At 72.1% G+C, this 24,914-nt stretch carries 23 protein-coding genes and 2 pseudogenes; 17 read left to right on the top strand and 8 right to left on the bottom strand.

From position 1 onward, the window contains the following. Nucleotides 1-12 precede the first annotated feature (12 nt). The gene (locus UQW22_RS15685; protein ID WP_407318000.1) at nucleotides 13-840 is read left to right on the top strand and encodes a zinc-binding dehydrogenase; all 828 of its coding nucleotides are present in this window, start codon (nucleotides 13-15) and stop codon (nucleotides 838-840) included. Between the two features lie 57 nt (nucleotides 841-897). On the opposite strand, the gene UQW22_RS15680 is transcribed toward UQW22_RS15685, so the two are convergent. After that, on the bottom strand, nucleotides 898-1,527 hold the full coding sequence (locus UQW22_RS15680) for a hypothetical protein (RefSeq protein ID WP_407317999.1): 630 nt from the start codon (nucleotides 1,525-1,527) through the stop codon (nucleotides 898-900). Between the two features lie 268 nt (nucleotides 1,528-1,795). Here UQW22_RS15680 and UQW22_RS15675 point away from each other — a divergent pair. Then, nucleotides 1,796-2,284: pseudogene (locus tag UQW22_RS15675) on the top strand (ATP-binding protein); the annotation flags it as partial. A 261-nt stretch (nucleotides 2,285-2,545) separates the two neighbouring features. Next, nucleotides 2,546-4,564 (top strand): LuxR C-terminal-related transcriptional regulator, encoded by a 2,019-nt coding sequence (locus UQW22_RS15670; protein ID WP_407320835.1) that lies wholly within the window; start codon nucleotides 2,546-2,548, stop codon nucleotides 4,562-4,564. 73 nt (nucleotides 4,565-4,637) lie between these two features. Here the strand turns inward: UQW22_RS15670 and UQW22_RS15665 are convergent, their stop codons facing one another. Further along, the gene (locus UQW22_RS15665; RefSeq protein ID WP_407317998.1) at nucleotides 4,638-5,351 is read right to left on the bottom strand and encodes a MerR family transcriptional regulator; all 714 of its coding nucleotides are present in this window, start codon (nucleotides 5,349-5,351) and stop codon (nucleotides 4,638-4,640) included. Between the two features lie 174 nt (nucleotides 5,352-5,525). After that, complete coding sequence (locus tag UQW22_RS15660) at nucleotides 5,526-6,131, bottom strand: TetR/AcrR family transcriptional regulator (RefSeq protein ID WP_407317997.1); 606 nt, start codon at nucleotides 6,129-6,131, stop codon at nucleotides 5,526-5,528. 121 nt (nucleotides 6,132-6,252) lie between these two features. On the opposite strand from UQW22_RS15660, the gene UQW22_RS15655 reads away from it, so the two are divergent. After that, nucleotides 6,253-7,197 carry an alpha/beta hydrolase family protein gene (locus tag UQW22_RS15655; RefSeq protein ID WP_407317996.1) on the top strand — a complete coding sequence of 315 codons (945 nt, stop codon included), beginning with the start codon at nucleotides 6,253-6,255 and terminating at the stop codon, nucleotides 7,195-7,197. Nucleotides 7,198-7,290: 93 nt separating this feature from the next. On the opposite strand, the gene UQW22_RS15650 is transcribed toward UQW22_RS15655, so the two are convergent. Together UQW22_RS15650 and UQW22_RS15645 are read right to left on the bottom strand one after the other, a co-directional pair. Further along, entirely contained in the window at nucleotides 7,291-8,049 is a 759-nt protein-coding gene (locus UQW22_RS15650) for an SDR family oxidoreductase (RefSeq protein ID WP_407317995.1), read from the bottom strand. Nucleotides 8,050-8,247: 198 nt separating this feature from the next. After that, nucleotides 8,248-8,727: a MarR family winged helix-turn-helix transcriptional regulator gene (locus UQW22_RS15645; protein ID WP_407317994.1), complete on the bottom strand. Its 480-nt coding sequence runs from the start codon at nucleotides 8,725-8,727 to the stop codon at nucleotides 8,248-8,250. A 73-nt stretch (nucleotides 8,728-8,800) separates the two neighbouring features. Between UQW22_RS15645 and UQW22_RS15640 the strand changes: the two genes are divergently transcribed. The 8 genes from UQW22_RS15640 to UQW22_RS15605 all read left to right on the top strand — a co-directional run bounded on the left by UQW22_RS15640 (nucleotide 8,801) and on the right by UQW22_RS15605 (nucleotide 16,401). Continuing rightward, the gene (locus UQW22_RS15640; RefSeq protein WP_407320834.1) at nucleotides 8,801-9,871 is read left to right on the top strand and encodes an LLM class flavin-dependent oxidoreductase; all 1,071 of its coding nucleotides are present in this window, start codon (nucleotides 8,801-8,803) and stop codon (nucleotides 9,869-9,871) included. Further along, nucleotides 9,868-10,557, top strand: a complete 690-nt coding sequence (locus UQW22_RS15635; RefSeq protein WP_407317993.1) for an NADPH-dependent F420 reductase — start codon at nucleotides 9,868-9,870, stop codon at nucleotides 10,555-10,557. Before UQW22_RS15640 ends, UQW22_RS15635 begins: the two co-directional genes overlap by 4 nt. 118 nt (nucleotides 10,558-10,675) lie before the next feature. Beyond that, nucleotides 10,676-11,068: a GNAT family N-acetyltransferase gene (locus tag UQW22_RS15630; RefSeq protein ID WP_407317992.1), complete on the top strand. Its 393-nt coding sequence runs from the start codon at nucleotides 10,676-10,678 to the stop codon at nucleotides 11,066-11,068. A gap of 87 nt (nucleotides 11,069-11,155) precedes the next feature. Continuing rightward, entirely contained in the window at nucleotides 11,156-12,439 is a 1,284-nt protein-coding gene (locus UQW22_RS15625) for a glutaminase (protein WP_407317991.1), read from the top strand. 44 nt (nucleotides 12,440-12,483) lie between these two features. Then, complete coding sequence (locus UQW22_RS15620) at nucleotides 12,484-13,863, top strand: DUF2252 domain-containing protein (RefSeq protein ID WP_407317990.1); 1,380 nt, start codon at nucleotides 12,484-12,486, stop codon at nucleotides 13,861-13,863. Between the two features lie 99 nt (nucleotides 13,864-13,962). After that, complete coding sequence (locus tag UQW22_RS15615) at nucleotides 13,963-14,805, top strand: alpha/beta fold hydrolase (RefSeq protein WP_407317989.1); 843 nt, start codon at nucleotides 13,963-13,965, stop codon at nucleotides 14,803-14,805. 95 nt (nucleotides 14,806-14,900) lie between these two features. Next, complete coding sequence (locus UQW22_RS15610; RefSeq protein ID WP_407317988.1) at nucleotides 14,901-15,665, top strand: MerR family transcriptional regulator; 765 nt, start codon at nucleotides 14,901-14,903, stop codon at nucleotides 15,663-15,665. After that, nucleotides 15,655-16,401, top strand: coding sequence for a GPP34 family phosphoprotein (locus UQW22_RS15605; protein ID WP_407317987.1), 747 nt, complete (start codon nucleotides 15,655-15,657; stop codon nucleotides 16,399-16,401). Before UQW22_RS15610 ends, UQW22_RS15605 begins: the two co-directional genes overlap by 11 nt. A gap of 85 nt (nucleotides 16,402-16,486) precedes the next feature. Here the strand turns inward: UQW22_RS15605 and UQW22_RS15600 are convergent, their stop codons facing one another. The 3 genes from UQW22_RS15600 to UQW22_RS15590 form a co-directional block, all read right to left on the bottom strand. Further along, nucleotides 16,487-17,257: an isocitrate lyase/phosphoenolpyruvate mutase family protein gene (locus tag UQW22_RS15600; RefSeq protein WP_407317986.1), complete on the bottom strand. Its 771-nt coding sequence runs from the start codon at nucleotides 17,255-17,257 to the stop codon at nucleotides 16,487-16,489. Between the two features lie 10 nt (nucleotides 17,258-17,267). Next, complete coding sequence (locus tag UQW22_RS15595; RefSeq protein WP_407317985.1) at nucleotides 17,268-17,990, bottom strand: alpha/beta fold hydrolase; 723 nt, start codon at nucleotides 17,988-17,990, stop codon at nucleotides 17,268-17,270. 116 nt (nucleotides 17,991-18,106) lie between these two features. Then, the gene (locus UQW22_RS15590; protein ID WP_407317984.1) at nucleotides 18,107-20,851 is read right to left on the bottom strand and encodes an ATP-binding protein; all 2,745 of its coding nucleotides are present in this window, start codon (nucleotides 20,849-20,851) and stop codon (nucleotides 18,107-18,109) included. Nucleotides 20,852-21,099: 248 nt separating this feature from the next. Here UQW22_RS15590 and UQW22_RS15585 point away from each other — a divergent pair, with 248 nt between their 5' ends. The 5 genes and pseudogenes from UQW22_RS15585 (at nucleotide 21,100) to UQW22_RS15565 (ending at nucleotide 24,905) form a co-directional block, all read left to right on the top strand. Next, nucleotides 21,100-21,597: a carboxymuconolactone decarboxylase family protein gene (locus UQW22_RS15585; protein ID WP_407317983.1), complete on the top strand. Its 498-nt coding sequence runs from the start codon at nucleotides 21,100-21,102 to the stop codon at nucleotides 21,595-21,597. Next, nucleotides 21,594-22,610 (top strand): pirin family protein, encoded by a 1,017-nt coding sequence (locus UQW22_RS15580; protein ID WP_407317982.1) that lies wholly within the window; start codon nucleotides 21,594-21,596, stop codon nucleotides 22,608-22,610. Before UQW22_RS15585 ends, UQW22_RS15580 begins: the two co-directional genes overlap by 4 nt. A gap of 113 nt (nucleotides 22,611-22,723) precedes the next feature. After that, complete coding sequence (locus UQW22_RS15575; protein ID WP_407317981.1) at nucleotides 22,724-23,185, top strand: DUF4260 family protein; 462 nt, start codon at nucleotides 22,724-22,726, stop codon at nucleotides 23,183-23,185. A 180-nt stretch (nucleotides 23,186-23,365) separates the two neighbouring features. Next, nucleotides 23,366-23,893, top strand: a pseudogene (locus UQW22_RS15570) (AAA family ATPase); the annotation flags it as partial. Between the two features lie 19 nt (nucleotides 23,894-23,912). Continuing rightward, nucleotides 23,913-24,905, top strand: a complete 993-nt coding sequence (locus UQW22_RS15565) for a LuxR C-terminal-related transcriptional regulator (RefSeq protein WP_407317980.1) — start codon at nucleotides 23,913-23,915, stop codon at nucleotides 24,903-24,905. Nucleotides 24,906-24,914: the final 9 nt, after the last annotated feature.

Here is a 24,914-nt window from a genome sequence, read left to right as displayed (position 1 = left end):
AGCTACCGGGCCGTGCTCGTCGACGGTGCGGACACGGAAGAGGTCTACTACACGCCCCAGATCTTCGGTGGCCCCGGCTCCTACGCCGAGCAGCACGTCGTCGACGTCGACCTCGTCGGTCGCAAGCCGGCGAACATCAGTCACCTGGAGGCGGCGAGCCTGACTCTCGTCGGTGGAACGGTCTGGGAGGCGCTGGTGACGCGAGCTCGGCTCACCGTGGGGGAGACCACCCTGATCCATGGCGGCACGGGCGGCGTCGGCACGATCGCGATCCAGGTCGCGAAGGCGATGGGCGCACGCGTGCTCACCACCGCGAAGGCGGGCGACCACGAGTTCGTGCGCTCCCTCGGAGCCGACGCGACCATCGACTACACCTCGACGGACTACGTCGAGGCCGTGGCCGAGATGACCGGAGGCAAGGGGGTCGACGTCGTCTTCGACACCATCGGTGGCGACACGCTCACACGAAGCCCGCTGACGCTCGCCGACTCTGCACGCGTCGTCAGCATCGTCGACCTCGCGCAGCCGCAGAACCTTATCGAGGCGTGGGGCGTCAACGCCGCCTACCACTTCGTCTTCACCCGACAGAACCGAGGAAAGCTGGACGCGCTCACGACGTTGGTCGAGCGCGGTCTCGTGCAGCCGGTCATCGGCGCTGCCCTCCCGCTCGCCCGGACGGGTGAGGCCCACGAGCTCCTGGAGAACAGGCAGTTGTACGTGCTCCGGGGCAAGGTCGCGATCGATGTCGTGGGCGACACCGTCGCGCTTCCACCGCGCAGCTCGTCGACGAACGTCTCGGGTCCTCGAGCGATCGATACGGTCGTCAGCCACCAGGGGTGACTGATGCGTGATCAAGCATCCGGTCGTGCTTCCGGTCTGGACCGCCTCTCCAGTTCGTCATAGCCGGCGCCTGCGACGGGTCGCCGAGCCCCACGACGGCGCCGCGGGCTCCGGAGCAGGTGCCGACAGCCTCGCCGCGTCGAAGACCGACATGATGACCATCGCCGTGCTGGTGAAGCCGATGGCGAGGGCGAGGAGCATCGAGGGGACGAAGTCGCTCGGCGACGGGATCCAACCGCCGAGGACCCACGGCAGGACAGCCAGCGCCGCCACCGCGAGCGAGGTGCAGATCTCGTTCGCAGCCAGCGCAGGGGACTTCCTCGTCGCGCCCTTCTTCACGATCCGACGGGTGGTGTCGACGGTGGCGACCACGAGTGCCGCTACGAAGACGAGGAACGCGACAGCCCCCCAGACGGGCTCCGCGCCGGCCAGGGCGAGGGCGACGAAGAGGGGCAGGCTGTAGGCGATCAGCACCCACCGGGCGCCGGCCCGCATGTACTGGTCCGGCGCGCTGCCCGCGGCGCCGCGGGATCGGTGCAGCGCCGAGTCGAGGTAGAAGAACACGGCCACGATGAAGGTGCCGACGAGGGTCGCTGCGATCCCTGCGAGGCCGAGCAGAAACTCGTCGGTCACCTCCCCGGAGGCGACCGTGAGACGTTCGACGTCGAGGACTCGCGAAGCGGGCATCGGGCCATTCCTTTTCGTGTCCACAGGCGCCGGTGGCCCAGCGGTGCGGCCGCCTCCCGGTCCGAGGAGCCCGATCCACGGGCCGAAGATCTCCGGCAGACTGGTTCCCCCTGGGTTCTGCGGGTGTCATCAGGCTCGCTCAGGTCGCGCTGTTCTCGCGTCGGTGGAAGACCCGGTGCTCTCGCCGCTCGTGCCTGTCCCGCCCCTGCAGGCACCGTGGCGGCTGCGGTTCGCATCGGTCATAATCACCTAGTCCGGCGCCTGCCCGCGGAAGGGGGCGAACCTGGTGGACCTTCTGGGCCGACGCGCCGAGCGCGAGGCCGTCGAGCACCTGCTCACCGAGGTGCGAGCCGGGCGGAGCAGGGCGTTGGTGGTGCGTGGCGAGGCAGGCATCGGGAAGACGGCGGTGCTGGAGCACACCCGGCACACCGCGGCATCGGCAGGGTTCCGGGTCGAGCTTCTGGTGGGTGTGGAGTCCGAGACGCAGTTCGCGTTTGCCGGCGTGCACCAGTTGTGCGCACCGCTGTGGGATCGTGTGGGGGCCCTGCCGGACCCGCAGCAGGTCGCTCTGGGGGTAGCGCTCGGGCTGCACGGGGGTGCGACGCCGGACAAGTTCTTGGTCGGGTTGGCGACCCTCAACCTGCTGGCCGAGGTGGCTGAGGACAGGCCGTTGGTGGCTCTCGTCGACGATGCGCAGTGGCTGGACCAGGCGTCCGCGCAGGTTCTGGCGTTCGTGGCTCGGCGCCTCGCGGCCGAACGCGTCGCGCTGGTCTTCGCAGTTCGCGACCACACCAGGAGCGCGGCCCAGCCGCTCGCCGGGTTGCCTGAGATCCGTCTCGACGGGCTCGGTGAGACCGACGCACAAGACCTGCTCGCCGCAGCGGTGCACACTCCGCTCGACGACAGGGTGCGCGACCGGATCGTCGCCGAGGCGCGCGGCAACCCGTTGGCGCTGCTGGAGCTGCCTCGCAGCGCGCCTCTGGCGCAGCTGGCCGGCGGATTCGGGCTGCCGGACGCGATGAGCGTCCCCCGCCGCGTCGAGGAGGGTTTTCGGCAACGCTCGCGAGACCTGCCGACGGAGACACAGCGTCTGCTGCTGGTGGCCGCGGCCGAGCCGACCGGGGACGCAGTGACGCTGTGGCGCGCGGCCGACGAGCTGGGGATCCCCGCCGAGGCGGCCGCACCCGCGGAAGAGGTCGGCCTGCTGGACGTCGATACCCGAGTGCGGTTCCGTCACCCGTTGGTGCGCTCGGCGGTCTACCGAACGGCCACACCCTCGGAGCGTCGCCGCGCCCACGCCGCACTGGCCGCCGCCACCGACCCGCAGCGCGACCCGGACCGGTGCGCGTGGCACCGCGCGCAGGCGGTGATGGGCACCGACGAGGACGTCGCGGCAGAGCTGGAGCGCACAGCCGATCGAGCTCGTGCCCGCGGGGGTATGGCCGCCGCAGCGTCGTTCCTGCAACACGCCTTCGAGCTGACCCCGTCGTCAGCGTGCCGTACGACCCGCGCGCTGAAGGCCGCCGACACCCTGCACGAGGCGGGAGCGTCCAAGGACGCTCGGGAGTTGCTGACGCTGGTCGACGCCGGACCGCTGGACGCCTTGCAGCGAGCGCGCCTCGCCTTGCTGCGCGCGCGGATCGAGTTCCACCTGACGCGACACGGTGACGCGGCTCGGATGCTGCTGGACGCGGCAAGGATGCTCACGCCCCACGACGTGGCGCTGGCCCGTGAGACTTATCTCCACGCTCTCGATGCCGCGATCATCACGGGCGGGGGCCCTGGCCACGGCGTGCGTGAGGTGGCGGACGCAGCGCGCGCGGCACCGCCCGCACCTGAGCCGCCGGGGCCGTCCGACCTCCTGCTCGACGGGATGGTGACGACCTTCACCCGGGGCTACGCGGCGGGTGAGCCCGCACTGCGCCGGGCACTGGAAGCGTTTCGCGCTGACGAGCTCGGCGCCGGCAGCGTGCCGGGTGACGACGATCGCCGCTGGTTGTCGCACGCCAGCCGCACCGCGAGCGTGCTCTTCGACGACGAGAGCCTCCATGCGTTGGCCACGCGCCACGTCCGACTCGCTCGTGATGCCGGTGAGCTCGTGACCCTCCCCGCCGCGCTCCTGTTCCAGTCCATCGCGATGACGCTGAGCGGGGAGCTCGAGCGCGCCGGTGAGCTGGCTGCCGAGCAGTCAGCGATCGCCGCCGCGACCGGCGCCGTCCCCCTGCCCCACGCACAGCTCGTCCTGGCTGCCTGGCGCGGCCGTCTCGACGAGACCGTGGAGATCCACACGACCGTCGCCCGGGCCGTTGCCGACGGTGAGCGCGGTACCGAGGTGCCCCTCGCGCAGTACGCGTTGGCGGTGCTGCACAACGGACTGGGCAAGTATGCCGCCGCGCAGGAGTCTGCGGCGCGAGCGCGCAGGTCCGACGCGCTGAACCCCAGCAATCTGGCGTTGCCGGAGCTCGTCGAGGCGGCGTGCCGTGCCGGCCATCCGGAGGCGGCGCTGGAGGCACTGGACGAGCTCGACTCGAGAGCCCGAGCCAGCGGCACTCCGTGGGCGCTGGGACTCGCCTCCCGATCACGAGGGTTGGTCACCTCGGGTCGCCCCGCCGAGGAGCACTATCGCGAGAGCATCGGACAGCTCGGCGACAGCACGATGACTGCCCATCTCGCCCGCACGCACCTCGTCTACGGCGAGTGGCTGCGCCGCGAGGGCCGCCGCCTGGACGCCCGCGAAGAGCTTCGTACCGCCCACGAGCTGCTGTCCGACATGGGTGCGGAAGCGTTCGCGCAGCGCGCCGCCCGCGAGCTGCTCGCCACCGGCGAGCATCCACGCAAGCGCAACGCCCGGCCCACCGACGCCCTCACCGCGCAAGAGCTGCACGTCGCGCGACTCGTCGCCACGGGCGCGACCTCCCGAGAAGCCGGCGCACAGCTGTTCCTCAGCCCCCGCACGATCGAAGCCCACCTTCGCAACATCTTCCGCAAGCTCGGCATCACCTCTCGCCGACAGCTCAAGGACGTACTGCTTCCCTGAGCGGGACGACCCGTCCACGGACGCGGTGGCGGAGGAGCTCCGGTGCAGGTGAACGTGCTCGGTGCGGCCGTTCCTAGCTCGCCCTCCGTCGATCCGCCGCAGCCGGCTGCTCGTGCACGGCGGCCGCAGCGCGGCTGAGCACGTCGCGCTGCGCGGGGTTGTAGAGCTCGGCCAGCGCCTGCACCAGTGTCTGCTTGGCAGCGGCGTGGAGCCAGGGCCACGTGGCGGAGCGCCAGTTCGCGCCGCTGCGCGCGACCTCCACCGCCAAGCGCTCTCGGATCGTGTCGCTCGCGTCGGGGGGCAGCGCGGCGAGCTGCGCGCTGATCGCGGGAGGCTCCGCCGTCACCATTCTGCGCAGGTGCGCCACCGCATCGTGGTCGTAGAGCTGTGTGCAGATGTGGATCAGAGCGCGGTCGGTCTCGGACAGCCGTGACGCGAGAGGCTCGAACCCAGGGGGCGTGTCGACCGGTGCGCCGGCGTGCAGGATGGCCGCGATGTCGGCTCGCGCTCGCCGGGACCGCTCGATCTCCTCCTGCAGCGCGGCGTCGAGGCCTCGCAGAGCGTCCCTCAGGCTGTTCCCGCCCTGGGCACCGATCTGCGCGAGCGGAACGCCGAGCTCGGCGAGACGCCGGAGCTGCAGCAGTCGGACCAGATGGGGTACTCGGTACTGCTTGTACCCGTTGTACCTGCGTGAGGGCTCATCGAGAAGCCCGAGCGCGTGGTAGTGCCGAACGGTGTTGACCGTCGTGCCTGCGAGGTCTGCGAGTTCACGTGTGCTCCACGTCATGTGATCACGCTCGCCGCACCGGCCACGCCCTCGCATCGGTGGAACTCACTGGTTCTTCCTCCGCCCATGGCGGGCGACACCTACGTCAGGCCTCCGTCGTGTCGGTGGAACCTTCCTGATCCGGTCGACGAGCCGATGCGGACGGTTCCGACTCGGCACGAACGGTGCCGGTCGTCAGGGGAGCTCCGGTGGTGGCGCGAGCACGCCCGTGACGAGGAGCTGTACTACTACCTCGGCCTCGTACCGGTCGTCGGCCGCCGCACCGATGCAGAGGTTTCCGATGCCCTTGAGGACGTTGTACGCGTCCACCTGCGTCGCTGAGCCCAGGGGCTCGAGCGCAGCGTCGAGGAGCGACGCGCACACGGGGACCAGGCGGTCGACGAAGTAGGTGTGCAGAGCGTCGGATCCGGCTCTGTCCCCCTGCAGTGCGTCGGCGAGCCCGTGCTTGGTGACCAGGAGCTCCACGAACAGGGTCACCCATGCCCGGAGGGCCGTCTCGGGCGCCGCTTCCTCCGCCAGCAGTCGTGGGCCGGCGTCTGCGCACGCTTCGATCTGGTGCCGGAACACGGAGACCACGAGGTCCGCCCGGGTGGGGAAGTGGCGGTAGATCGTGCCGATGCCGACCCCGGCCTGCGCCGCGATCTCGCGGACGGGTGCGTCGACTCCGGAGGCGACGAACACGGTAGCCGCCGCGTCGAGGAGCGCTTCCTCGCTCCGGCGCGGACGGCCCACCTGCCGGGACCGCGGACTGCGCCGAGGCTCGCTCTGAGTCGTGGCCAACTTTCCTCCTCGCTCGTGCGGCGACGCACTGGTTGCGTTTCGGAGCAGCGTTCCGTAAAGTTACGGATCGTCGCTCCGTTATCAGTATCCCAGAGTCGGAGCCATCCGGAAGGAAGTACTCATGAACTCGTCGCTCGTCGACTCGCTCGAAGCCGCCGTCGGCCCGGGCGCCCCTGTCGTCTCCGTCGCTCCCGTCGCGCTCCTCGCTCCGGGTCGGCCGGTCCCGCTCGAGGTGCGTGTGTCGGCCCCGGCGAGCGGCATGGACCTTCCCGTGGTGCTGTTCTCTCACGGCAACGGATGGAATCTGGACGGGTACGCGCCGCTGACGGCCTTCTGGGCCTCCCGCGGGTTCGTCGTCATCCAGCCCACGCACCTGGACTCGCGCCGGAACGGGTTCGGTTTCGACCACCCGGTGTTTCCCAGCATCTGGACCGAGCGGATCGCGGATCTCACGCGCATCCTCGACCAGATCGACACCGTCGTGTCCGCTGTTCCCGGCCTTGCCGGCCGCGTCGACACCAGCCGCGTCGGTGTCACCGGGCACTCGTGGGGCGCCCAGACGGCGCAGTCGCTCCTGGGCGCGCGGATCTTCGACGAGGGGGGTCGCGTCGGTCGCGACAGGTCGGACTCTCGTGTGACTGCAGGGATCCTGTTCGCCGCGACCGGTGTCGCCGGTGATCACCTCGCCCCGTTCGCGCAGGAGAACTTCCCGTTCATGCGCCCCTCGTTCGGTGAGCTGACGACGCCGACGCTTGTCGTCGCCGGCGACCGTGACCAGTCCAAGATGTCCAGCCGCGGACCCGACTGGTTCACCGACCCGTACACGCACAGCCCGGGTGCCACCGACCTCCTCACTCTCTACGGTGCCGAACACTCTCTGGGCGGGATCGTCGGGTATGAGGTCGCCGAGACCACTGACGAAGATCCGGGTCGGGTCGCGGTCGTCCAGCGGATGAGCACTGCCTACCTTCGGACGGCTCTGCGGGGCGAGGGTGACCACTGGCCCGCTGCTCGCGACGTGCTGAAGGGCAGCACCGACCCGATCGGCCGCATCGACAGCAAGTGAGGTCGATCGGGCTGCGTGTCTCGTGGACACCGAGGCGTGCTCCGCTCGGACGGTGTCGGCGGGTGGTCTCGTCCTTGTCGTTCCGCGAGGGCCCTAGAGCCCGCGCTCCTCGCTGACCGAGTTGGCTCCGTCGACGGTGATCAGCTGGCCGCTGATGTAGGACGCGCCGTCCGCGGCGAGGAAGGCGATCGCGTGGGCGACCTCGTCGGAGGTACCGGAGCGCCCGACGGGGGTCGCCGCGCCCATGGCGCGCTCGTGGTCGGATGCGGACGCCGTGTCGATCCAACCCGGCGCGACGGCGTTCACCACGACACCGCTCGACGCCGTCTCGATCGCCACCGCTCGAGTGAGCCCGACGATTCCTGCTTTCGCCGCGTGGTAGGCGACGTCGCCCGGATAGGCGGCAACCGGTCCCGACACGGACGAGACGTTGACGATCCGGCCGTAGCCGGCGGACTGCATGCCTCCGACCACCGCGCGGATCATCAAGAACGTCGTGGTCAGGTTGCGTTCCAGCGACGCGTGCCAGCGAGCGACCGCGGCGGCCGGGTCCCGATCGGACACCGACGTCATGCCGGCATTGTTGACGAGCACGTCGACACTCCCGTAGGCGGTCTCCGCACGGGTGACGACGGCGTCGACACCGCTCTGCTCCCTGAGGTCGGCGACGACTCCCTGCACCTCGCCGCCTGAGGCGCGCAGCTCGTCGACGCGATCGAAGATGCGGTCCGTCGTCGACGTGACGACCACACGCATCCCTGCGGCGCTGAGAAGACGGGCCGCGGCGAAGCCGATGCCGTGCTCGCTCCCGGCGCCGGTGATGATGGCAACATGCTGACGGGGCAACGCCATGGTGGGACCTCGTTCCTCTCGTCGATCGGGACGAGCCGACTCCGGTCCGCCCGACGGGACGCGTCATGCTCCTGACGGGCGATCGTCCGATCTCTCGATGCGGTGGGTGATCCACCCAGCACAAACTCTGTGGTGAGGACCGTGTCAAGGGCTGCGACGACCCGGCTCTCTCGGACGGTCCCCTTAGAGGCGGGCGGCTCAGGTCCCGTCGGCGAGCCGGAGGTGGCGGCGCACCGCTGCCGCGGCGTCGCGCAGGTGGTCGAGCTGCTCGGGGGTGAGCGCGTCGACGAAGACCTCCTTGATCGCGCGAAGGTGCGGCAGGGTGCTGGCGTGGAAGGCGCGGTCGCCGGAGTCGGTGAGCACGACCCGCGAGCCGCGGGCGTCCTCCGCGCACGGTTCGCGACGCACCAGGCCCCGTCGCTCCATGCGCCCGAGGTGACCGGACAGGCGGCTGCGTTCCCACTCGATGTGCGCGGCGAGCTCGGAGGATCGCATCGCCCGGCCGTCCGCCTCGCTCAGTGCGAGGAGCACCCGGTAGTCCCCGCCGGAGAGCCCCGAGTCCTCGTGCAGCCGGGCCTCGACACGGGCGCGGACGATCTCGGAGGTCTCGATGTACGCGCGCCAGGCCGCGAGCTCCTCGTGCGTGGGGACCGGTCGGCGACGCCCTGGACTATTCATGGACCCTCCTCGGTTGTTGACATGTAAATCATATGCGCCACGGCGCGACCTCACCGAGAAGGAGTGGCAGACCATGGACGTCTCGCAGATCGAGTTCGGCATCGACAGCTTCGGCGACCGGCCGCGGGACGACCGGGGCGAGGTCGTCTCCCACGCCCAGGCGATCCGTGCGGCGGTGACAGAGGCGGTGCTCGCCGACCAGGTCGGCATCGACGTGATCGCGCTCGGTGAGCATCACCGGCCGGAGTACGCGATCTCCAGCCCGGAGACCGTGCTGGCCGGTATCGCGACCGCCACCCAGCGCATCCGGCTGGCCTCCGGGGTCACGGTGCTGTCCTCGGACGACCCGGTGCGCGTCTTCCAGCGGTTCGCCACCGTGGACGCGCTGTCCCACGGTCGCGCCGAGGTGATCCTCGGCCGGGGCTCGTTCACCGAGTCGTTCCCGCTGTTCGGCTACGACCTGAAGGACTACGACGTCCTGTTCGAGGAGAAGATCAACCTCTTCAACCGGCTCCTGGACGAGCGGCCGGTCACCTGGGAGGGAACCACCCGACCGGCCCTGCACGCGGCCGACGTCTTCCCGAAGACCGAGTCGGGCCGGCTCCAGACGTGGGTGGGCGTCGGCGGGACACCGCAGTCGGTGCTCCGCACCGCCACCTACGGGTTCCGGCTCATGCTCGCGATCATCGGCGGGGCGCCCGACCGGTTCGCGCCCTACGTCGACCTGTACCAGCGCGCCCACGAGCAGCTCGGCACCAGCCCGCAGCCGGTCGGGATGCACTCGCCCGGCTTCGTCGCCGAGACCGACGAGGAGGCCAAGGAGCTGTTCTACCCCGGGTACCGGGAGATCCGCGACCGGATCGGTGCGCTGCGCGGATGGCCGCCGCTGCGCAGGGCGGAGTTCGACGACGAGGTGGAGGGCGGATCGCTGTACGTCGGGTCGGTCGAGACCGTCGCTGCCAAGATCGCCCACGCGGTCCGTGCGCTCGATGCGGGCCGGTTCGACATGATCTACTCCGCGGCCGGCACCGTGTCCGCCACCGCACGGCTGCGCTCGGTCGAGCTCTACGGCACCCAGGTGATCCCCCGGGTGCGCGAGCTCCTGGCCGAGGCCCCGAAGACCGCGGCGGGAGCGGCACGATGAGCCCCGCCACCACGACGATCGGGATCCTGGGCGCCGGGAAGGTGGGAACCGTCCTGGCCCGACTGGCCGTGGCCGCAGGGCTCCGGGTCCTCATCTCCGGCTCCGGCGACCCCGAGAAGATCGTCCTGACCACGGAGGTCCTCACCCCGGGTGCCCGGCCGGTCTGGTCCGCCGAGGCCGCAGCGGCCGCGGACGTCGTCGTGCTCGCCCTGCCGCTCAGCAGGTACCGCGACCTCCCGGCACGGGAGCTGGAGGGCAAGCTGGTCGTCGACGCGATGAACCACTGGTGGGAGATCGACGGCCCTCGGGACGCGGTCGTGCCACCCGGACTCTCCTCCAGCGAGCTCGTCCAGCAGTTCCTGACGGGCGCGCGGGTGGTCAAGGCGTTCAACCACATGGGCTACCACGACCTGGAGGACGGGGCCCGACCCGCGGGGCCGGGGCGCAAGGCGATCGCCGTCGCCGGTGACGCGCCGGCGGACGTCACCGCGGCGTCGGAGCTGGTCGACGCCCTCGGATTCGACGCGGTCGCGCTCGGCGACCTGGCCACGGGTGCTCGCCTCGAACCTGGTACCCCTGCCTTCGGGGCGAACGTCGACGCCGAGAACCTTCGTGCCCTGACCGGCCCGGTGGCCGTGGAGCCGGCCGACGGGCCGCGCGACCGGGAGTCCGTGAGGTCCGGTTGACCGTGTTCCCACCACACGGTGTCCACTGGGCGCTCGGCCGACGGTGACGCGCCGATGGTGCGGCACCTGGTCCGTGCCGGGCACACCGCGAGAAGCGCGCTGAGGAGAGGGTCGTCGCATGACTGAGTCACTGACGGACAGGACGGGCACGAGGGTCGCGGTCGGGGTCGAGATCGCCGACCCCGTCAGCGCCTACACGATCACGGTCGACGACGGACCCGTCGCCGGCCGGGCGGAGTTCGTCGACCTTCCGGACGCGGACCGCGAGCGCATCGTCTTCCACACCGAGGTCGACCAGGACTTCTCCGGACGCGGCCTGGCCAAGATCTTGCTCGAGGAGGCGCTCGCGGACAGCATCCGTCGCGGCCTCACGATCGTGCCCGTCTGCCCGCTGTTCGGCCGCCACCTCGCCCGGCACGGCGAGGAGTTCGTCGCTGCGGGCGGGGCGTTCCGTGAGCCGACACGCGCGGACCTGTCCGCGGTGACCCTCGCCGTCCGGCACCGGCCGTGACCGCCCACCTGTCCTGCAGGACGCCGTGCCGCGGCACAGCGTGACGTCGGCGGCTGCACGGGATCGCGCAGCGGGGGAGGAGAGCATATGCGGTCGATGATCCCCGACTACCTGGAAGGCGCGCTGTCCGACGTCGCGGCGGACGACTCCGGCGAGACCGCGAGCTACATCCCCGAGCTCGCGGCGGCGGACCCCGACCGCCTCGGCGCGGCTTTCGCCACGATCGACGGTCAGGTCTACGGCGCGGGCGACGTCGAGGCGGAGTTCACCATCCAGTCGATCTCCAAGCCGTTCGCGTACGCGCTGGCGCTGTCCGACCGTGGGTTCGGACCCGTCCTGGCCAAGGTCGGGGTCGAACCGTCCGGCGAGGCGTTCAACGAGATCTCCCTCGAGGACGGGACCGGACGCCCGCTCAACCCGATGATCAACGCCGGCGCCATGACGGCCCACGCGCTCACCGGCCCGGAGGGATCCGACCCTGCCGGCAGGGTGGAGCGTGTGATCGACGGTCTCTCGGCGTTCGCGGGCCGTCGGCTGCGGGTCGACGAGGCGACGTGCGCCTCGGAGATGGAGCACGCGCACCGGAACCTGGCGATCGCGCACATGCTGCGCAGCCACGAGATCCTCACGGAGGACCCTCGCGGCGTGGTGGACGGCTACCTCCGCCAGTGCGCGGTGCTCGTCACGGCGCAGGACCTGTCCATGATGGCCGCCACGCTGGCCAATCGTGGTGTCAACCCGCTCTCGGGTCGGCGGGTGGTCGGCGAGCGGGTGGTCCGGCAGGTGCTGAGCGTCATGGCCACCTGCGGGATGTACGACGCCGCGGGGGACTGGGCCACGCAGGTCGGCATCCCCGCCAAGAGCGGCGTCGCCGGCGGGCTCATCGGTGCGCTGCCGGGCCAGCTCGGCATCGCGACGTTCTCGCCCCGGCTGGACGCGCACGGCAACAGCGTCCGTGGCGTGTCGCTGTTCGAGCGGTTCACCACGGACATGGGGCTGCACCTGATGGAGGTGCCGCCCGCCGCGCGTGCGGTCGTGCGGTCCCACCGTGCCCGCGGCAGCGCGGGCGACGCGGTCCGGGTCCTGCGGCTGCAGGGCGGTATCCGCTTCGCCGGGGCGGAACGGTTCGTCCGCGAGGTCATCGACAGCCCGCCGGCCGAACCACGCGTTGTCGTCGACGTCTCCGCGGTCTACTCGATCGACGACGTCGCCCGCCGGATGCTCCTCGAGCTCGTGCGCCGGCTCACCCTGGACGGTCGCGACGTCTACCTGGTCGACCCCGAGGTGATCGTGCCGGACCCGGACCCGGGCGACGGCGGCCGGGTCACGGTCGTGGACGTCATCGACGAGGTCCCGGTCGTCCGGGGCTAGGTCGGCGCGCGCGACGTCGCGCTCGCCGGTCGGGCGGACGACGCATGAGCGCCGAGGTGAAGCCCCGGGCGCGTTCCTCGGACCGCGTCAGCGCGACGGCGCAGGACGGCCGTGACGCACGCAAGCGGGCGCCGCGTCGGCGGGCGGCCGACTGGGACCCGCGGGTGCGCGACCAGAGACCCCTCGACCGGCTGCGTGCGCAGGAGGCGGTCCGCGACCCGCGGCTGCTGCCGCTGCGGTACGCGCGGATGGCGTCGTCCCCGTGGGCCTACCTGCGCGGTGCGGCTGCCGTGATGGCTGCCGACCTCGCGGCCGCGCCCCGCTCGGGGCTCGACGTCCAGATGTGCCGTGACGCGCACGTCCTGAACTTCGGCTTCTGGGCGTCGCCGGAACGGCAGCTGCTGTTCGACGCGCGCGACTTCGACGAGACCCTCCCGGGCCCGTTCGAGTGGGACCTGAAGCGCCTCGTGACCAGCGTCCACGTCCTCGCCGTCTCGGAACGGCTCGCTGCGGGGTGCGGCGAGAGCTCGGCGGCCGCCGCCGTGGAGGGATACCGCACGGCGATGCGCCGGTACGCCCGCATGGGGGAGCTGGACGTCTGGTACGACCGGATCCCGCCCGACGTGCCGCTGAAGCGGCTGTCCTCGCAGCACGCCGAGGCCGCCGTCCGCCTCATCGAGAAGCAGTCCAGGAAGCGGACCCACCACGGGGCGGCCCAGCAGCTCGCGACCGAGGAGGGCGGGCGTCGCCGGATCCTCCGGGACCCGATGAAGCGGGTGGACGACGGACTGAGCCGGGAGCAACAGGTCGCCGCCTACGAGCAGCTCTACGACACGTACCTCGCCTCCATCCCGCCCCACCTGCGCCGCCTCGTCAGCCGCTTCACCCGGGTCGACTCCGTCCGCCAGGTCGTCGGCGTGGGGAGCGTCGGGATGCGCGTCTGGCTCCACCTGCTGGAGGGCGACAGCGGGCAGCAGCCGTTGTTCTCCCAGGTGAAGCAAGCCACGGCGTCGGTGTACGAGGAGTTCCTCGGTCCGAGCGAGTTCTCGAACCACGGCGAACGCGTGGTGGTCGGCCAACGTCTCATGCAGACCGCCAGCGACATCTTCCTCGGCCATCTCCGCGTCGACGGCTTCGACTACTACGTGCGCCAGTTCCGTGACATGAAGATCATCCCGCGAGGGGACCAGATCTCCGGCTACCTGCCGCAGTTCGCCTACGCCTGCGGGCACGCCCTGGCCAAGTCCCACGCGCGCAGCGGCGACCCGGCCGCCATCGCCGGCTACATGGGCCGAGGTGCCGCCTTCGCGGACGGGATCCTCGGGTTCGGTCGAGCCTATGCCGAGCAGACGCACGCCGACCACGCCGAGCTGGTGGCCGCCGTCGGCAGCGGAGAGGTGCGCGCCGCCGAGCGAGCCTGGTGAGCGGGACGCCGTGAGGGCTTGACCGTGTTGTTGCCACACGGCATCTACTGGGAGCAGCGGCCGTCCCTCTGCCGGCCGGGAACCGAAAGGACCAGGAGCATGGGCTACATCACCGTAGGGAACGAGAACAGCACGCCCGTCGAGCTGTACTACGAGGACCAGGGCAGCGGGCAGCCTGTCGTGCTGATCCACGGCTACCCCCTCGACGGACACAGCTGGGAGCGTCAGACCCGGGAGCTGCTGGACCAGGGCTACCGGGTGATCACCTATGACCGGCGCGGGTTCGGCCAGTCCTCGAAGGTGCACCACGGCTACGACTACGACACCTTCGCCGTGGACCTGAGCACCGTGCTGGAGACCCTCGACCTGCGCGACGTCGTGCTGGTGGGCTTCTCGATGGGTACCGGCGAGCTGGCCCGCTACGTCGCCCGGCACGGTCACGAGCGCGTCGCCAAGCTGGCGTTCCTCGCGTCGCTCGAGCCGTTCCTCGTCCAGCGTGACGACAACCCCGAGGGGGTGCCGCAGGACGTCTTCGACGGCATCGCCGCGGCCGCCAAGGACGACCGGTACGCGTGGTACACGGAGTTCTTCAAGAACTTCTACAACCTGGACGAGACGCTCGGCTCGCTCATCAGCCCTGAGGTGGTCTCGGCCAGCTGGAACGTCGCCGTCCGCAGCGCCCCGGTGGCCGCCTACGCCGTCGTCCCGGCCTGGATCGAGGACTTCCGGACCGACGTCGAGGCGGTGCGTGCCGCTGGCAAGCCGACCATGATCCTGCACGGCACGAAGGACAACATCCTGCCGATCGACGCCACCGCGCGTCGGTTCCGGCAGGCGCTGCCGGACGCCACCTACGTAGAGGTCGACGGCGCGCCGCACGGACTGCTGTGGACGCACGGCGACGAGGTCAACGACGCCCTGAAGTCCTTTCTGGGCGAGTGACACCTCGGTGGAGGGTGGCCCCCGGCTGCCCTCCACCGCCGGCCCCCCCTGTCGCCGGGAACCGCCCGTCGCTCGGCCGCACGAGAGGAGCCGACATGCCGTGGAGCACCCGAGAGCTCGCCGAGCGCGCGGGCACGACGGTGAACACCATCCGTCACTACCACCGCACCGGCCTGCTCGACGAGCCCGAGCGCCGGTACAACGGCTACAAGCAGTACGACGTGCAGCACCTGGTGACCCTGCTCCGCATCCGGCGTCTCGTCGGCCTCGGTGTGCCGCTCGCCCAGATCGGTGACGTCAGTGCCCGGACCGACAGCACCCCGGAGGTGCTGCGCGCGCTCGACACGGAGCTGCAGCAGGGCATCGCTCGGCTGGAGAAGGCGCGGGCGGACCTCGCTGTCATCCTGCGCGACGACGCCCCCGCGGACATCCCGGCCGGCTTCGAGTCGGTGGCGACCCGGCTCTCGGAGGCGGACCGGTCCATCGTCCACATCTACACCCAGCTCTACGACGAGTCGGCGCTGGCCGACATCCAGAAGCTCGTGGCGGCGGACACCGACGGCGTCGGCGCCGAGCTCGACGAGCTGCCCGCCGACGCCGACGAGGTCACCCGGCGCGGGCTGGTGGACCGGCTGGCCGCGACCATCGTGCGCAACAACCGCGACTTTCCCTGGCTGACCGATCCGGCGGCGCACCTGGCCAAGGACCCGTCGTTCACCGCACAGACGATGGCCGACGCCCTGCACGACCTGTACAACCCGGCGCAGCTCGACGTCATCGGGCGCGCCCACGCCCTGGCGAAGGAGCTCGAGCAGAACCTGCCCGAGCACGAGGTGAAGGACACGACTGATGACGACTGAGCACCCGGACGACGCGCGGCCCGCGCCGGTGACAGCACCGCAGACCACCGACAGCGCGAGCTTCCCCGGCGAGCCGACCCTGGCGGAAGACCTCCTGCTGCTGCTGTTCCAGCCCGGCTCGGGCACCATCGCCGGCGAGGGGACCCTGTACTACGTCCTGGCCGGCGCGGTCCTCGCCGACCTGAGCCTCGGCGAGCACGTGCAGACCTCGACGGGCCGGACGGGGTCGCTGGTCGTCGGAGCCGTCGGCGACCGGCCGCCCGCGGACCCGCTCCTGCGGACGAGCTGGGAGTACGTCGCGGGCAAGGCCCGCGGGGTGCAGACCGTCCTGGCGGCCACGGGCCCGTCGCTGCGCCAGCCGCTGCTGGACCGGCTGGTCGACCGAGGCGACCTGCACCGGCGCACCCGCAAGGCGCTCGGCCTGTTCACGTCGTCGGTCCTCGAGGAGGGCGACAGCGGCCGCAGGGCGCGGGTGCTCGGCGAGGTGCGGGCCGTGCTCGTCGACCGTGTCGAACCGACCCCACGCACCGCCGCGCTCGCCGCCCTGCTCTACGGCAGCGGCACCATGCCCCAGCTCGACCGCGACATCCCGTGGACCTCGCCGGTGATCGCTCGCGCCGAGGAGCTCACCGAGGGCAGCTGGGGAGCAGAGGCCTCCGCCAAGGCGGTCACCCGCACGGTCACGGCGGTCATCGTCAACAGCGTCGTCGCCGCTGCTGCGGCGCTGCCGCGCTGACAGCGCCGCCGAGCAGACCCTGACGGCCCGTCCGGCCGTCCGGCCAGGCCGTCGGAGCATGCTCGGCTCCCAGGTCTGGGAGGCCTCAGTTGAGCGCGGGCGTGTCGGCGGGGACGACCCCGTCGCCGTAGAGGTCCGTGGCCAGGTCCCGCAGCGCCCGCAGGGCGACCCGCTGCGTGAGCGGTCCGTAGGACACGCGGGCGACGCCCAGCTCCTCGTACTCGGACGCGGTCAGCGCCCCGGGCACGCCGATGACGCTGAGCCGGCGCTCGCCGAGCCCGGCGACGAGGTGCTGGGTCGACTCGCGGTCGAGCTTTCCGGGCACGAAGACGAGGCTCGCGCCGGCATCGAGGAACGCCCGGCCGCGGTCGACGGCGTCGTCGAGGCTCTCGGACAGCGGCCGGTCACCTCCGCGCACCAGCGCGTCCGTGCGCGCGTTGAGCTGGAACGGCACGCCCTCCTGCTTGGCCACGCGCACGATGGCCTCCACGTTCGCCACCGCCTCCGGCCGCGGCACGAGGCGGTCCTCGACGTTCGCGCCGACGACGCCGACACCGATCGCGCGCCGGACCGACTCGCCCGGGTCGCCGAACCCAGCGTCGAGGTCGGCGGTCACCGGCAGGTCGGTCGCCTCAACGATCCGCGCCACGGCGGACAGCGCGACGTCGAAGGGGATCTCGCCGTCCGCGAACCCGTGGCTCGCGGCGATGGAGTGCCCGGCGGTGGCGATCGCGTGCGTACCGGGCAGGTCGGCGACCGCCCGGGCGCTGATCGCGTCCCAGACGTTCACGACGCGGAGGATCTCGGGGGCCTCGTGGAGCGCCTTCAGCGCTTCGGCCTTCTCGACGGTGTGCATGGTCGTGACGCTACAACGGCCTGCGCGCGACGGCGTCCACGGCGTCCAGGATGACGTCCGCGACGGCGTCGGGGCGCGAGACCTCCAGGGCGTGCGACCCGTCCCAGATCTCCCGCCGCACGGCGGCGTCGGCCCGGTCGGCCATGAGCTGCAGCGCTGCGGTGGGGATGGTGCGATCCGCGTCGCCGTAGACGAACCAGCTCGGACGGGTCCGCCATGCGGGGACGGCGCTCACGAGGACGTCCGACAGCGCGCTCTCGGCCACCGGGCGTTGCGCCGCGCTCATCGCGGCGGAGAGCGCCGCTGGGACGTCGGCCGCGAGCTGCGCGGCGAACGCCTCGCGACGCACGACGAGCTCCCTCCCGCTCGTGCGGACCGGGTAGCCCGCGACCGTGTCGCGCAGCGTGCTCCCCGGGAACCGGCGGGAGAGCTCGTCGGCGCTCTCGCCGTGGTCCGGGGCGAAGGCCGAGACGTAGACCAGCGCGGTGACGGTCTCGCGCGTGCCGGCCTCGGTGATGACCATCCCGCCGTAGCAGTGCCCGACGAGGACGACCTCTCCCGGGACGGCGTCGAGGACGTCCGACAGGTAGCGCGCGTCCTCGGCGAGGCCGCGCAGCGGGTTCGCCACGGCGACCACCGGCACGTGGTCCTCGTCCAGCCGGGCGATGACCTCGTTCCAGCTCGACGAGTCGGCGAATGCTCCGTGCACCAGAACGACGGTCGGTGCGGGCACGATGCTCCTTCGGTCGGGGGTGCACCGGGGGTGTGGTGCACCTCACATCCCCAGTCGACGGTGTGTGCCCACCACAGTGTCAAGGCCTGCCCGTCGGTCGAGGACAGGGCACCGCCTCAGAGCAGCTCCCGGAGCTGGCGACGGGAGGTGATGCCGAGCTTGCGGTAGATGTTGCGCAGGTGGGCCTCGATCGTGCGAGGGCTCAGGAAGAGCTCGGCGGCGACTTCTCGGGACGTCGCGCCGGCCGCCACGAGCCGTGCGATGTGACGTTCGTGGTCCGTCAGCGCCGTGGACGGCCCTGCGCCGCGTGCTCGCGGGTGCTCCCCGGTCGCACGGAGCTCACGCGCAGCTCGCTCGGCGAACACCTCGGCTCCCATGGCGACGAAGGACTCGTGCGCTGTACGGAGCCGCTTGCGCGCAGCGTGCCGCTGGCCCCGACGGCGCAGCCACTCGCCGTGCAGGAGGTGAGCGCGCGCGAGGTGCGCGGCCATACGGGTGGCGCCGAGCTGGTCGATCGCCTCGCGGTAGTGCTCCTCGGCCGCGCCGGCGTCGGCAGCGCTGTCGTCGACGAGGAGCGCCTGAGCCAGGGCGGCGAGGCCGCGCGCCATGGGCGTCCTGCACGCGGAGGACAGGACCGTGAGCTCGTGCAGCGCAGGGCGGGCGTCGTCGCGTCGCGCCCCACGGACGGACCCTTCGACCAGCTCGTGGAGCGCGAGGCTGCGGACGAAGAGCTCGGGCGACCGGCTCGCGCGCGTCGCGGCGTCGGCGGCCCCGGCATAGTCACCGCTCGCGTTGCGGGACACGGCGAGGGCGTACTGCGCGACGCCGCCGGCCGCACCGTCGGCGTCGGCGTCGGACGTCGCCGAGGGCCGGCTCTCGTCGTCCTCACGCCCGCGCCACGCGGCGAGCAGCAGGTCCGCGGAGGCGAGGGGCACGACGCCGGTGGCCCGGGCGACGGCTCTGCTCTCGGCGGCGAGGTCCGCGGCCTTCTCGAAGTCGCCTGTGAGGACCAGCATGCACGCGAGATGGACGAGCGCTGAGGGAAGGGCCGTCAGGGAGCCGGCGCGACGGACGCGTTCGACGTTGCGGTGCAGCAGGCGGTGGGTCGTCTCGTCGTCGAGCACCGCGCCGGCGCTGCGGGCCGCGAGCACGAGCCACCGGCCGGTGCGTTCGTGCAGCGGGCCCTCGCCGGCCGGGTCGTACGGCTCGAACGCCGACAACGCATCGCCGATCTCGGTCACGGCGTCCGCGAGACCGTTCGTGGAGGCGCTGACCAGCGCGTCGAGGAGGAGGTCAGCCGGCTCGGGCGGGCCGGGCAGGGACGGGGCATGCCTCGCGGCTGCGGCGACGTCCTCGGCGCCGACGTGGCCGGGCACCCCACCGACGACGAGTGCGCTGTTCAGGGCGAGCAGGTAGGCCTCACGAGACCGGCCGGGGTCGAGAGGTGCGAGCGTCTCGGCCGCCGCCAGGAGACGAGCCGGAGCACCGTTCCCGGATGTCGTGTCGAAGTCGATCATCGCCCGGTACAGGGTGACCCGTGCACGATCGAGGCCGTCCAGCGAGCCTTCCTCGGCGACGGCCAGCAGACGCAGCGCCTGGTCCGGCGCGCCCGCCTCGTGCATGGCCTGCGCAGCCAGGATCGCCCGCCCTGCCCGGGCGCTGGGTTCGGGAGTGAGCTCCGTGGCCCGTTCCAGCAACGCCGCCGCGTCCGCGAAGCTGCCGCGAGCGATCGCTCGTTCGGCAGCGGCGACCGACTCGGCCGCGACCGCCTCGTCGGTCCCGAGGATCGCGTTCGCGCGATGCCAGGCGCGACGATCGGGGTCGCTCCGGGTACCGACGGCACGCGCGAGCGCGTCGTGCGCCTGGCGGCGGTCGTCCGGGTGGGCCCCGCCGTAGATGGCTGATCGAGCGAGAGGGTGCGGGAAGCTCACCCTCGACCCGATCTCGAGCAGGCCGGCGTCCTCCGCCGCAGCGGCGGCGTCGGGTCGGATGCCGAGGTGCGCGGCGGCCTCCCAGAGCAGCGTCGGGTCGCCCGTGGGCTCCGCCGTGGCGATGAGCAGCAGCCGTCGGGTGTCCCGCTGCAGCGCTGCAGCACGCTGACGATAGGCCTCCTCGACACGGCGAGGCGCCGTCGCAGGCACCGCCAGCTCGCTCGCCAGCTGGCTCGCTCTGGTGGCCCGGGGGAGCTCGAGCAGTGCGAGCGGGTTGCCTCGAGCCTCGGCGACCACACGGTCTCTCAGGACGTCGCCGATCGGCGTGCGGACGGTCGATGCCAGCAGGGCTCGGGCGTCGGAGTCCCCGAGGGGGTGGATCGTGTGGGGACGGAGACCGGCGAAGCGCGATCCCCGTTCGTCGGAGAGCTCTCGGGTGGCGATGATCAGCGCCAGTCGCTCGGCGGCGAGCCGCCGTGCCACGAACGCGATGACCTGCGCCGAGGCGGTGTCGAGCAGCGACCCGTCGTCCACGAGACAGAGCAGCGGCCGCTGCTCGGCGCTCTCGGCGAGCAACGAGAGCGTGGCGAGCCCGACGAGAAAGAGGTCCGGGGGCGTGCCCGCCCCTCTGCCCAGCGCCACGTCCAGGGCGGTCCGCTGGGGGGCGGGCAGCACGTGCGCGTGCTCCATGAGCGGCGCGCACAGCTGGTGGAGCCCTGCGAACGCCAGCTGCTGCTCGGACTCGTGCCCGATGGCGCGGACAACGGTGAACCCGGCCGGTGCGGCGACGTCGGCGGCGTGGTCGAGCAGGGCCGTCTTGCCGATGCCCGCCTCGCCCAGGACGACGAGCGCTTGGCTTCGCCCGGCGAATGCCTCGCCCAGGACATGCTCGACCGTCTCGAGCTCCGACTGCCTTCCGATGAGGTGCACCGACTGCTCTCCCTCCGCCACGCGGCATCGGACGGACTGGGCGGGGGACGTCGACGTCGTCCCCCGATGCCGAGCACGGGTGCTCGGCGAGACGTTACCAACGAGGGCGGGTGCGACACACCTCGGCAGCGGACGCACGCGTGGACGGACGCCTCGGTGCTCGCACCGAGCAGGCGGGAACTCCGCTCACCCGGCCGGCGGTTCAGGTCGCTTGACCCTGTGCAGGGAACACGGTCTTGAGTGCCACCATGGGTGAACTCGCCGAACCGTCCACGCGTCCGTACCTGGACAAGGCCATGCCGGGGGCGTGGCGCGCGCTGGTGGCCTTCTCGGTGGCGACCCGTGAGGCGGCCTCGCAGCGAGGGCTCCTCGCGCACGAGTCCGAGCTCATCAAGGTGCGTGCGTCGCAGATCACCGGCTGCGTGTTCTGCCTGGACCTCCACTCCCGAGAGGCGAGAGAGGCGGGCGTCCCGCAGCAGAAGCTCGACCTGCTGCCGGGCTGGCGTGACGTCGGGGTGTTCGACGACCGAGAACGGGCGGTGCTGGCCGTGGCCGAGGCAGCGACGGTCCTCCCTCTCGGTGAGACTGCTGCTTCCGAGCTGTCCAGCGCCCGATCGACCCTCGGTGACGCGACATTCGTGGCCGCCGAATGGGTGGCTGTCGCCATCAACGCGTTCAACAGGATCTCCATCCTCAGCGGCCACCCGGTGCGCCCCCGCGACATCGAAGGAAGGCTCGTCCGATGACCAACCTCGACGTGCGCCCCGAGCTCGAGGTGCTCGGGCCCGGCGGCTCGCACGCCGCCGTCCAGGTCCTCGAAGCGCGACCCGTCGCCCTCGGCGGACCGCGCGCCATGAACGTGCATCGCACGCTGCCTCAGCGGAAACGGTCGTTGGTCGGGGCGTGGTGCTTCCTGGACCACTTCGGCCCCGACGACGTCGCCGACACCGGCGGCATGCTGGTGCCACGACACCCGCACACCGGGCTGGCCACGGTGTCCTGGCTGTTCACGGGAAGCGTGGACCACCTCGACTCCGGCGGGAATGCGGCGTCGGTCGTCCCGGGATCGCTCAACCTGATGATCGCCGGGCGTGGCATCACCCATCAGGAGATCAGCGACCCAGGGACCAGCGTGCTGCACGGCGTGCAGCTCTGGTACGCGCTACCCGAGGAGAACCGTCACGGCGCGAACGGGTTCGTGCGGTACACGCCGGAGCCCGTGGCCCTGCCGGGGGCGACGGCCCGTGTGTTCCTCGGAGAGCTCCTGGACTCGGCCTCGCCGGTCGACACGCGCACACCCGACCTGCTCGGTGCCGAGCTGGTCCTCGCCCCCGGCGCTTCCGTGCGGCTGGACGTGCGAGCCGACTTCGAGCACGCCGTGCTCGCCGAGAGCGACGACGTCGTGGTCGGCTCGACCGCCGTCGGCCACCGGTCCCTGGCTTACCTCCCGCCGGGGTCGGAGTCGTTGACCATCGCGGCGGGAGCCGCGGGCGGCCGGGTCATCCTCCTGGGCGGCGTGCCGTGGGACGAGCAGATCGTGATGTGGTGGAACTTCGTCGGGCGCGACCACGACGAGATCGTCGAGTTCCGCCGCCGCTACCAGGCAGAGCTCGGGTTCGAGCCCGCCGGTCCTCGGGACGCGGGAGCGCCGGAACTGTTCGGTCCCTTCCCGTCGGGGCAGCCGCGGGCGCTGCCTGCCCCACCGTTGCCGACCGTCAGGCTGCGTCCGCGGGAGCGAGGTGGGACCGAGGCGTCGTGAGGCGGGTGTTGTCGCCCGCCACGTCCCTCGCGGCCACGCCCGCGTCGGTCGAAGGCTCGGTGTACGTGACGATCACCGACGCGGAGGCGCGCGGGGTCGGCGACGATGGCCACATGAGTGACACGGACCTGAGCACCATCGCCGGCGGCGTCGCGCGCGGCGGCCTGCGGCCGGCGACGATCGAGCGGATCGAGAACGGACTGGTGGTCGCGGTGGCGATCGCCGGGACGCTCGCGATCGAGCCGGCACTGTGGTGGTTCCCCCTGGCTGTCCTCCTGGCGTTCGACCTGTCGATGGTCGGGTACCTGCGGTCGCCGGCCGCCGGCGCGGTCACCTACAACGCCGTCCACACCTATGTCTGGCCGCTGGGCCTGGCGGTCGCGGCGCTCGCGGCCGGTATCGGCGCCCCGACGCTGTCGCGGTGGCTGGCTCTGATCGCGCTCGCCTGGGCCTTCCACGTGGGACTCGACCGCGCGCTCGGGTACGGCCTGAAGCTGGCCGACGCGTTCACGCACACGCACCTGGGCTGGATCGGCAAGGACACCGGCAAGGACGGCGGCACGGGCGTCCGGTGACGCGACGTCGCGACACCTTTAGCGCGAATCACGCACGTGAGCGAGGGTCCAACGAGGACAGGCGGAAGAGAGCCGGACCGCGCCAGCCGGCCGCTGCGGGCACCCGTCCGCGGCACGCGCCCGGGTCGTGTCGTCGGTCGCGGGTGAAGTCTCTGGTCGCGGTGGTTCGTCTCGGTGAGAATGGCCTGGTCGGGGACTTGGCCCGAGCCCGGTCCGCAAGGACGGCGGTCCGAGCAGACGGAGGCGTGCCTGGTGAGGATCCTGGGGCGGCGCACCGAGGCGGCGGTGGTCGATCGGTTCCTCGCGGACGCGCGGGCGGGCCGCAGCGGGGCACTCGTGGTGCGTGGCGAGGCCGGCATCGGCAAGACGACGCTGCTGGAGCACGCCGGTGACGTGGCTGTGGCCTCCGGGTTCAGGGTGGACCGGGCGACCGCTGCCGAGTCGGAGGTGCAGTTCGCGTTCGCCGGCCTGCACCAGCTGTGCGCGACGGCGCTGGAGCGGGTGCGCGCGCTGCCGGAGCCCCAGCGCAGAGCGCTGGGGGTAGCGTTCGGGCAGGCGATCGGTCCGACGTCGGACCGGTTCTTGGTGGGGCTGGCCGTGCTCAGCCTGCTGGCGGAGGTCGCCGAGGAGCGACCATTGCTGTGCCTGGTGGACGACGTGCAGTGGTTGGACGAGGCGTCGGCACAGGTGCTCGGGTTCGTCGCCCGCCGGGTGGGACGACGACGCCGTGCACGCGCTGGCCGAGCTCGACGTGCGTCTCGCCCGCGAGGCCGGCGCGCTGTCACGGCTCCCGGCGGCCCTCAACGCTCTTTCCTCGGTACTGGTGCTCACCGGCGACCTGGGCCGTGCCGCCGAGCTGGTGGCCGAGGAGGCCGCGATCCGGAGCGCGACCGGGGGCCCGCCGCTGCCCAACGCCCGGCTCATCCTCGCCGCCTGGCAGGGGCGCCGGGCGGAGACGACCGCGCTGCACGCCACGATGGTGGCCGAGGCGAAGGGGAGGGGAGAGGGCGCGACGCTCGGACTGGCCGACGTCGCCATGGCCGCGCTGCACAACGGACTGGGCAACTACGGCGAGGCTCTCGCCGCGGCGAGCGTGCCGGTGGAACGCGGCGAGCTGACCTTCGCCAGCATCGCGCTGCCCGAGCTCGTGGAGGCCTGCGTGCACGCCGGCGAGCCGGGACGGGCTGACGCGGCGCTGGAACAGCTCAGAGTGCGGGCCCAGGCCAGCGGCACCGCGTGGGGGCTGGGGCTGTACGCGCGGTCGCGGGCGTTGCTGAGCACCGGGCCGGACGCCGAGGAGCACTACCGGGAGGCGATCGACCAGCTCGGACGCAGCCGGATGGCCACTCACCTGGCCCGCGCCCACCTGGTCTACGGCGAGTGGTTGCGCCGCGAGGGACGCCGGCAGGGCGCGCGCGAGCAGCTGCGTACCGCGCACGAGATGCTGACAGGCATGGGAGTGGACGCCTTCGCCGCCCGCGCTGCCCGGGAGCTGGGCGCCACCGGCGAGCATCCGCGCGAACGCACGGAGAAGCCCACCGACGACCTCACCGCCCAGGAGCTGCACGTGGCACGGCTGGTGGCCACCGGCGCTACCTCCCGCGAGGTGGCCGCGCAGCTCTTCCTCAGCCCACGAACCGTCGAGGCCCACCTGCGGGCCATCTTCCGCAAGCTCGCCATCACCTCCCGTCGCGAGCTGCGTGACCTGCCCCTGCCGTGACCGTGGCTG

This window comes from Isoptericola halotolerans, from assembly GCF_045689585.1.
Taxonomy (GTDB): domain Bacteria; phylum Actinomycetota; class Actinomycetes; order Actinomycetales; family Cellulomonadaceae; genus Isoptericola; species Isoptericola halotolerans_B.
Note: the sequence above shows the minus strand (reverse complement) of the source record. Positions and strands in the feature narration are given on the sequence as shown.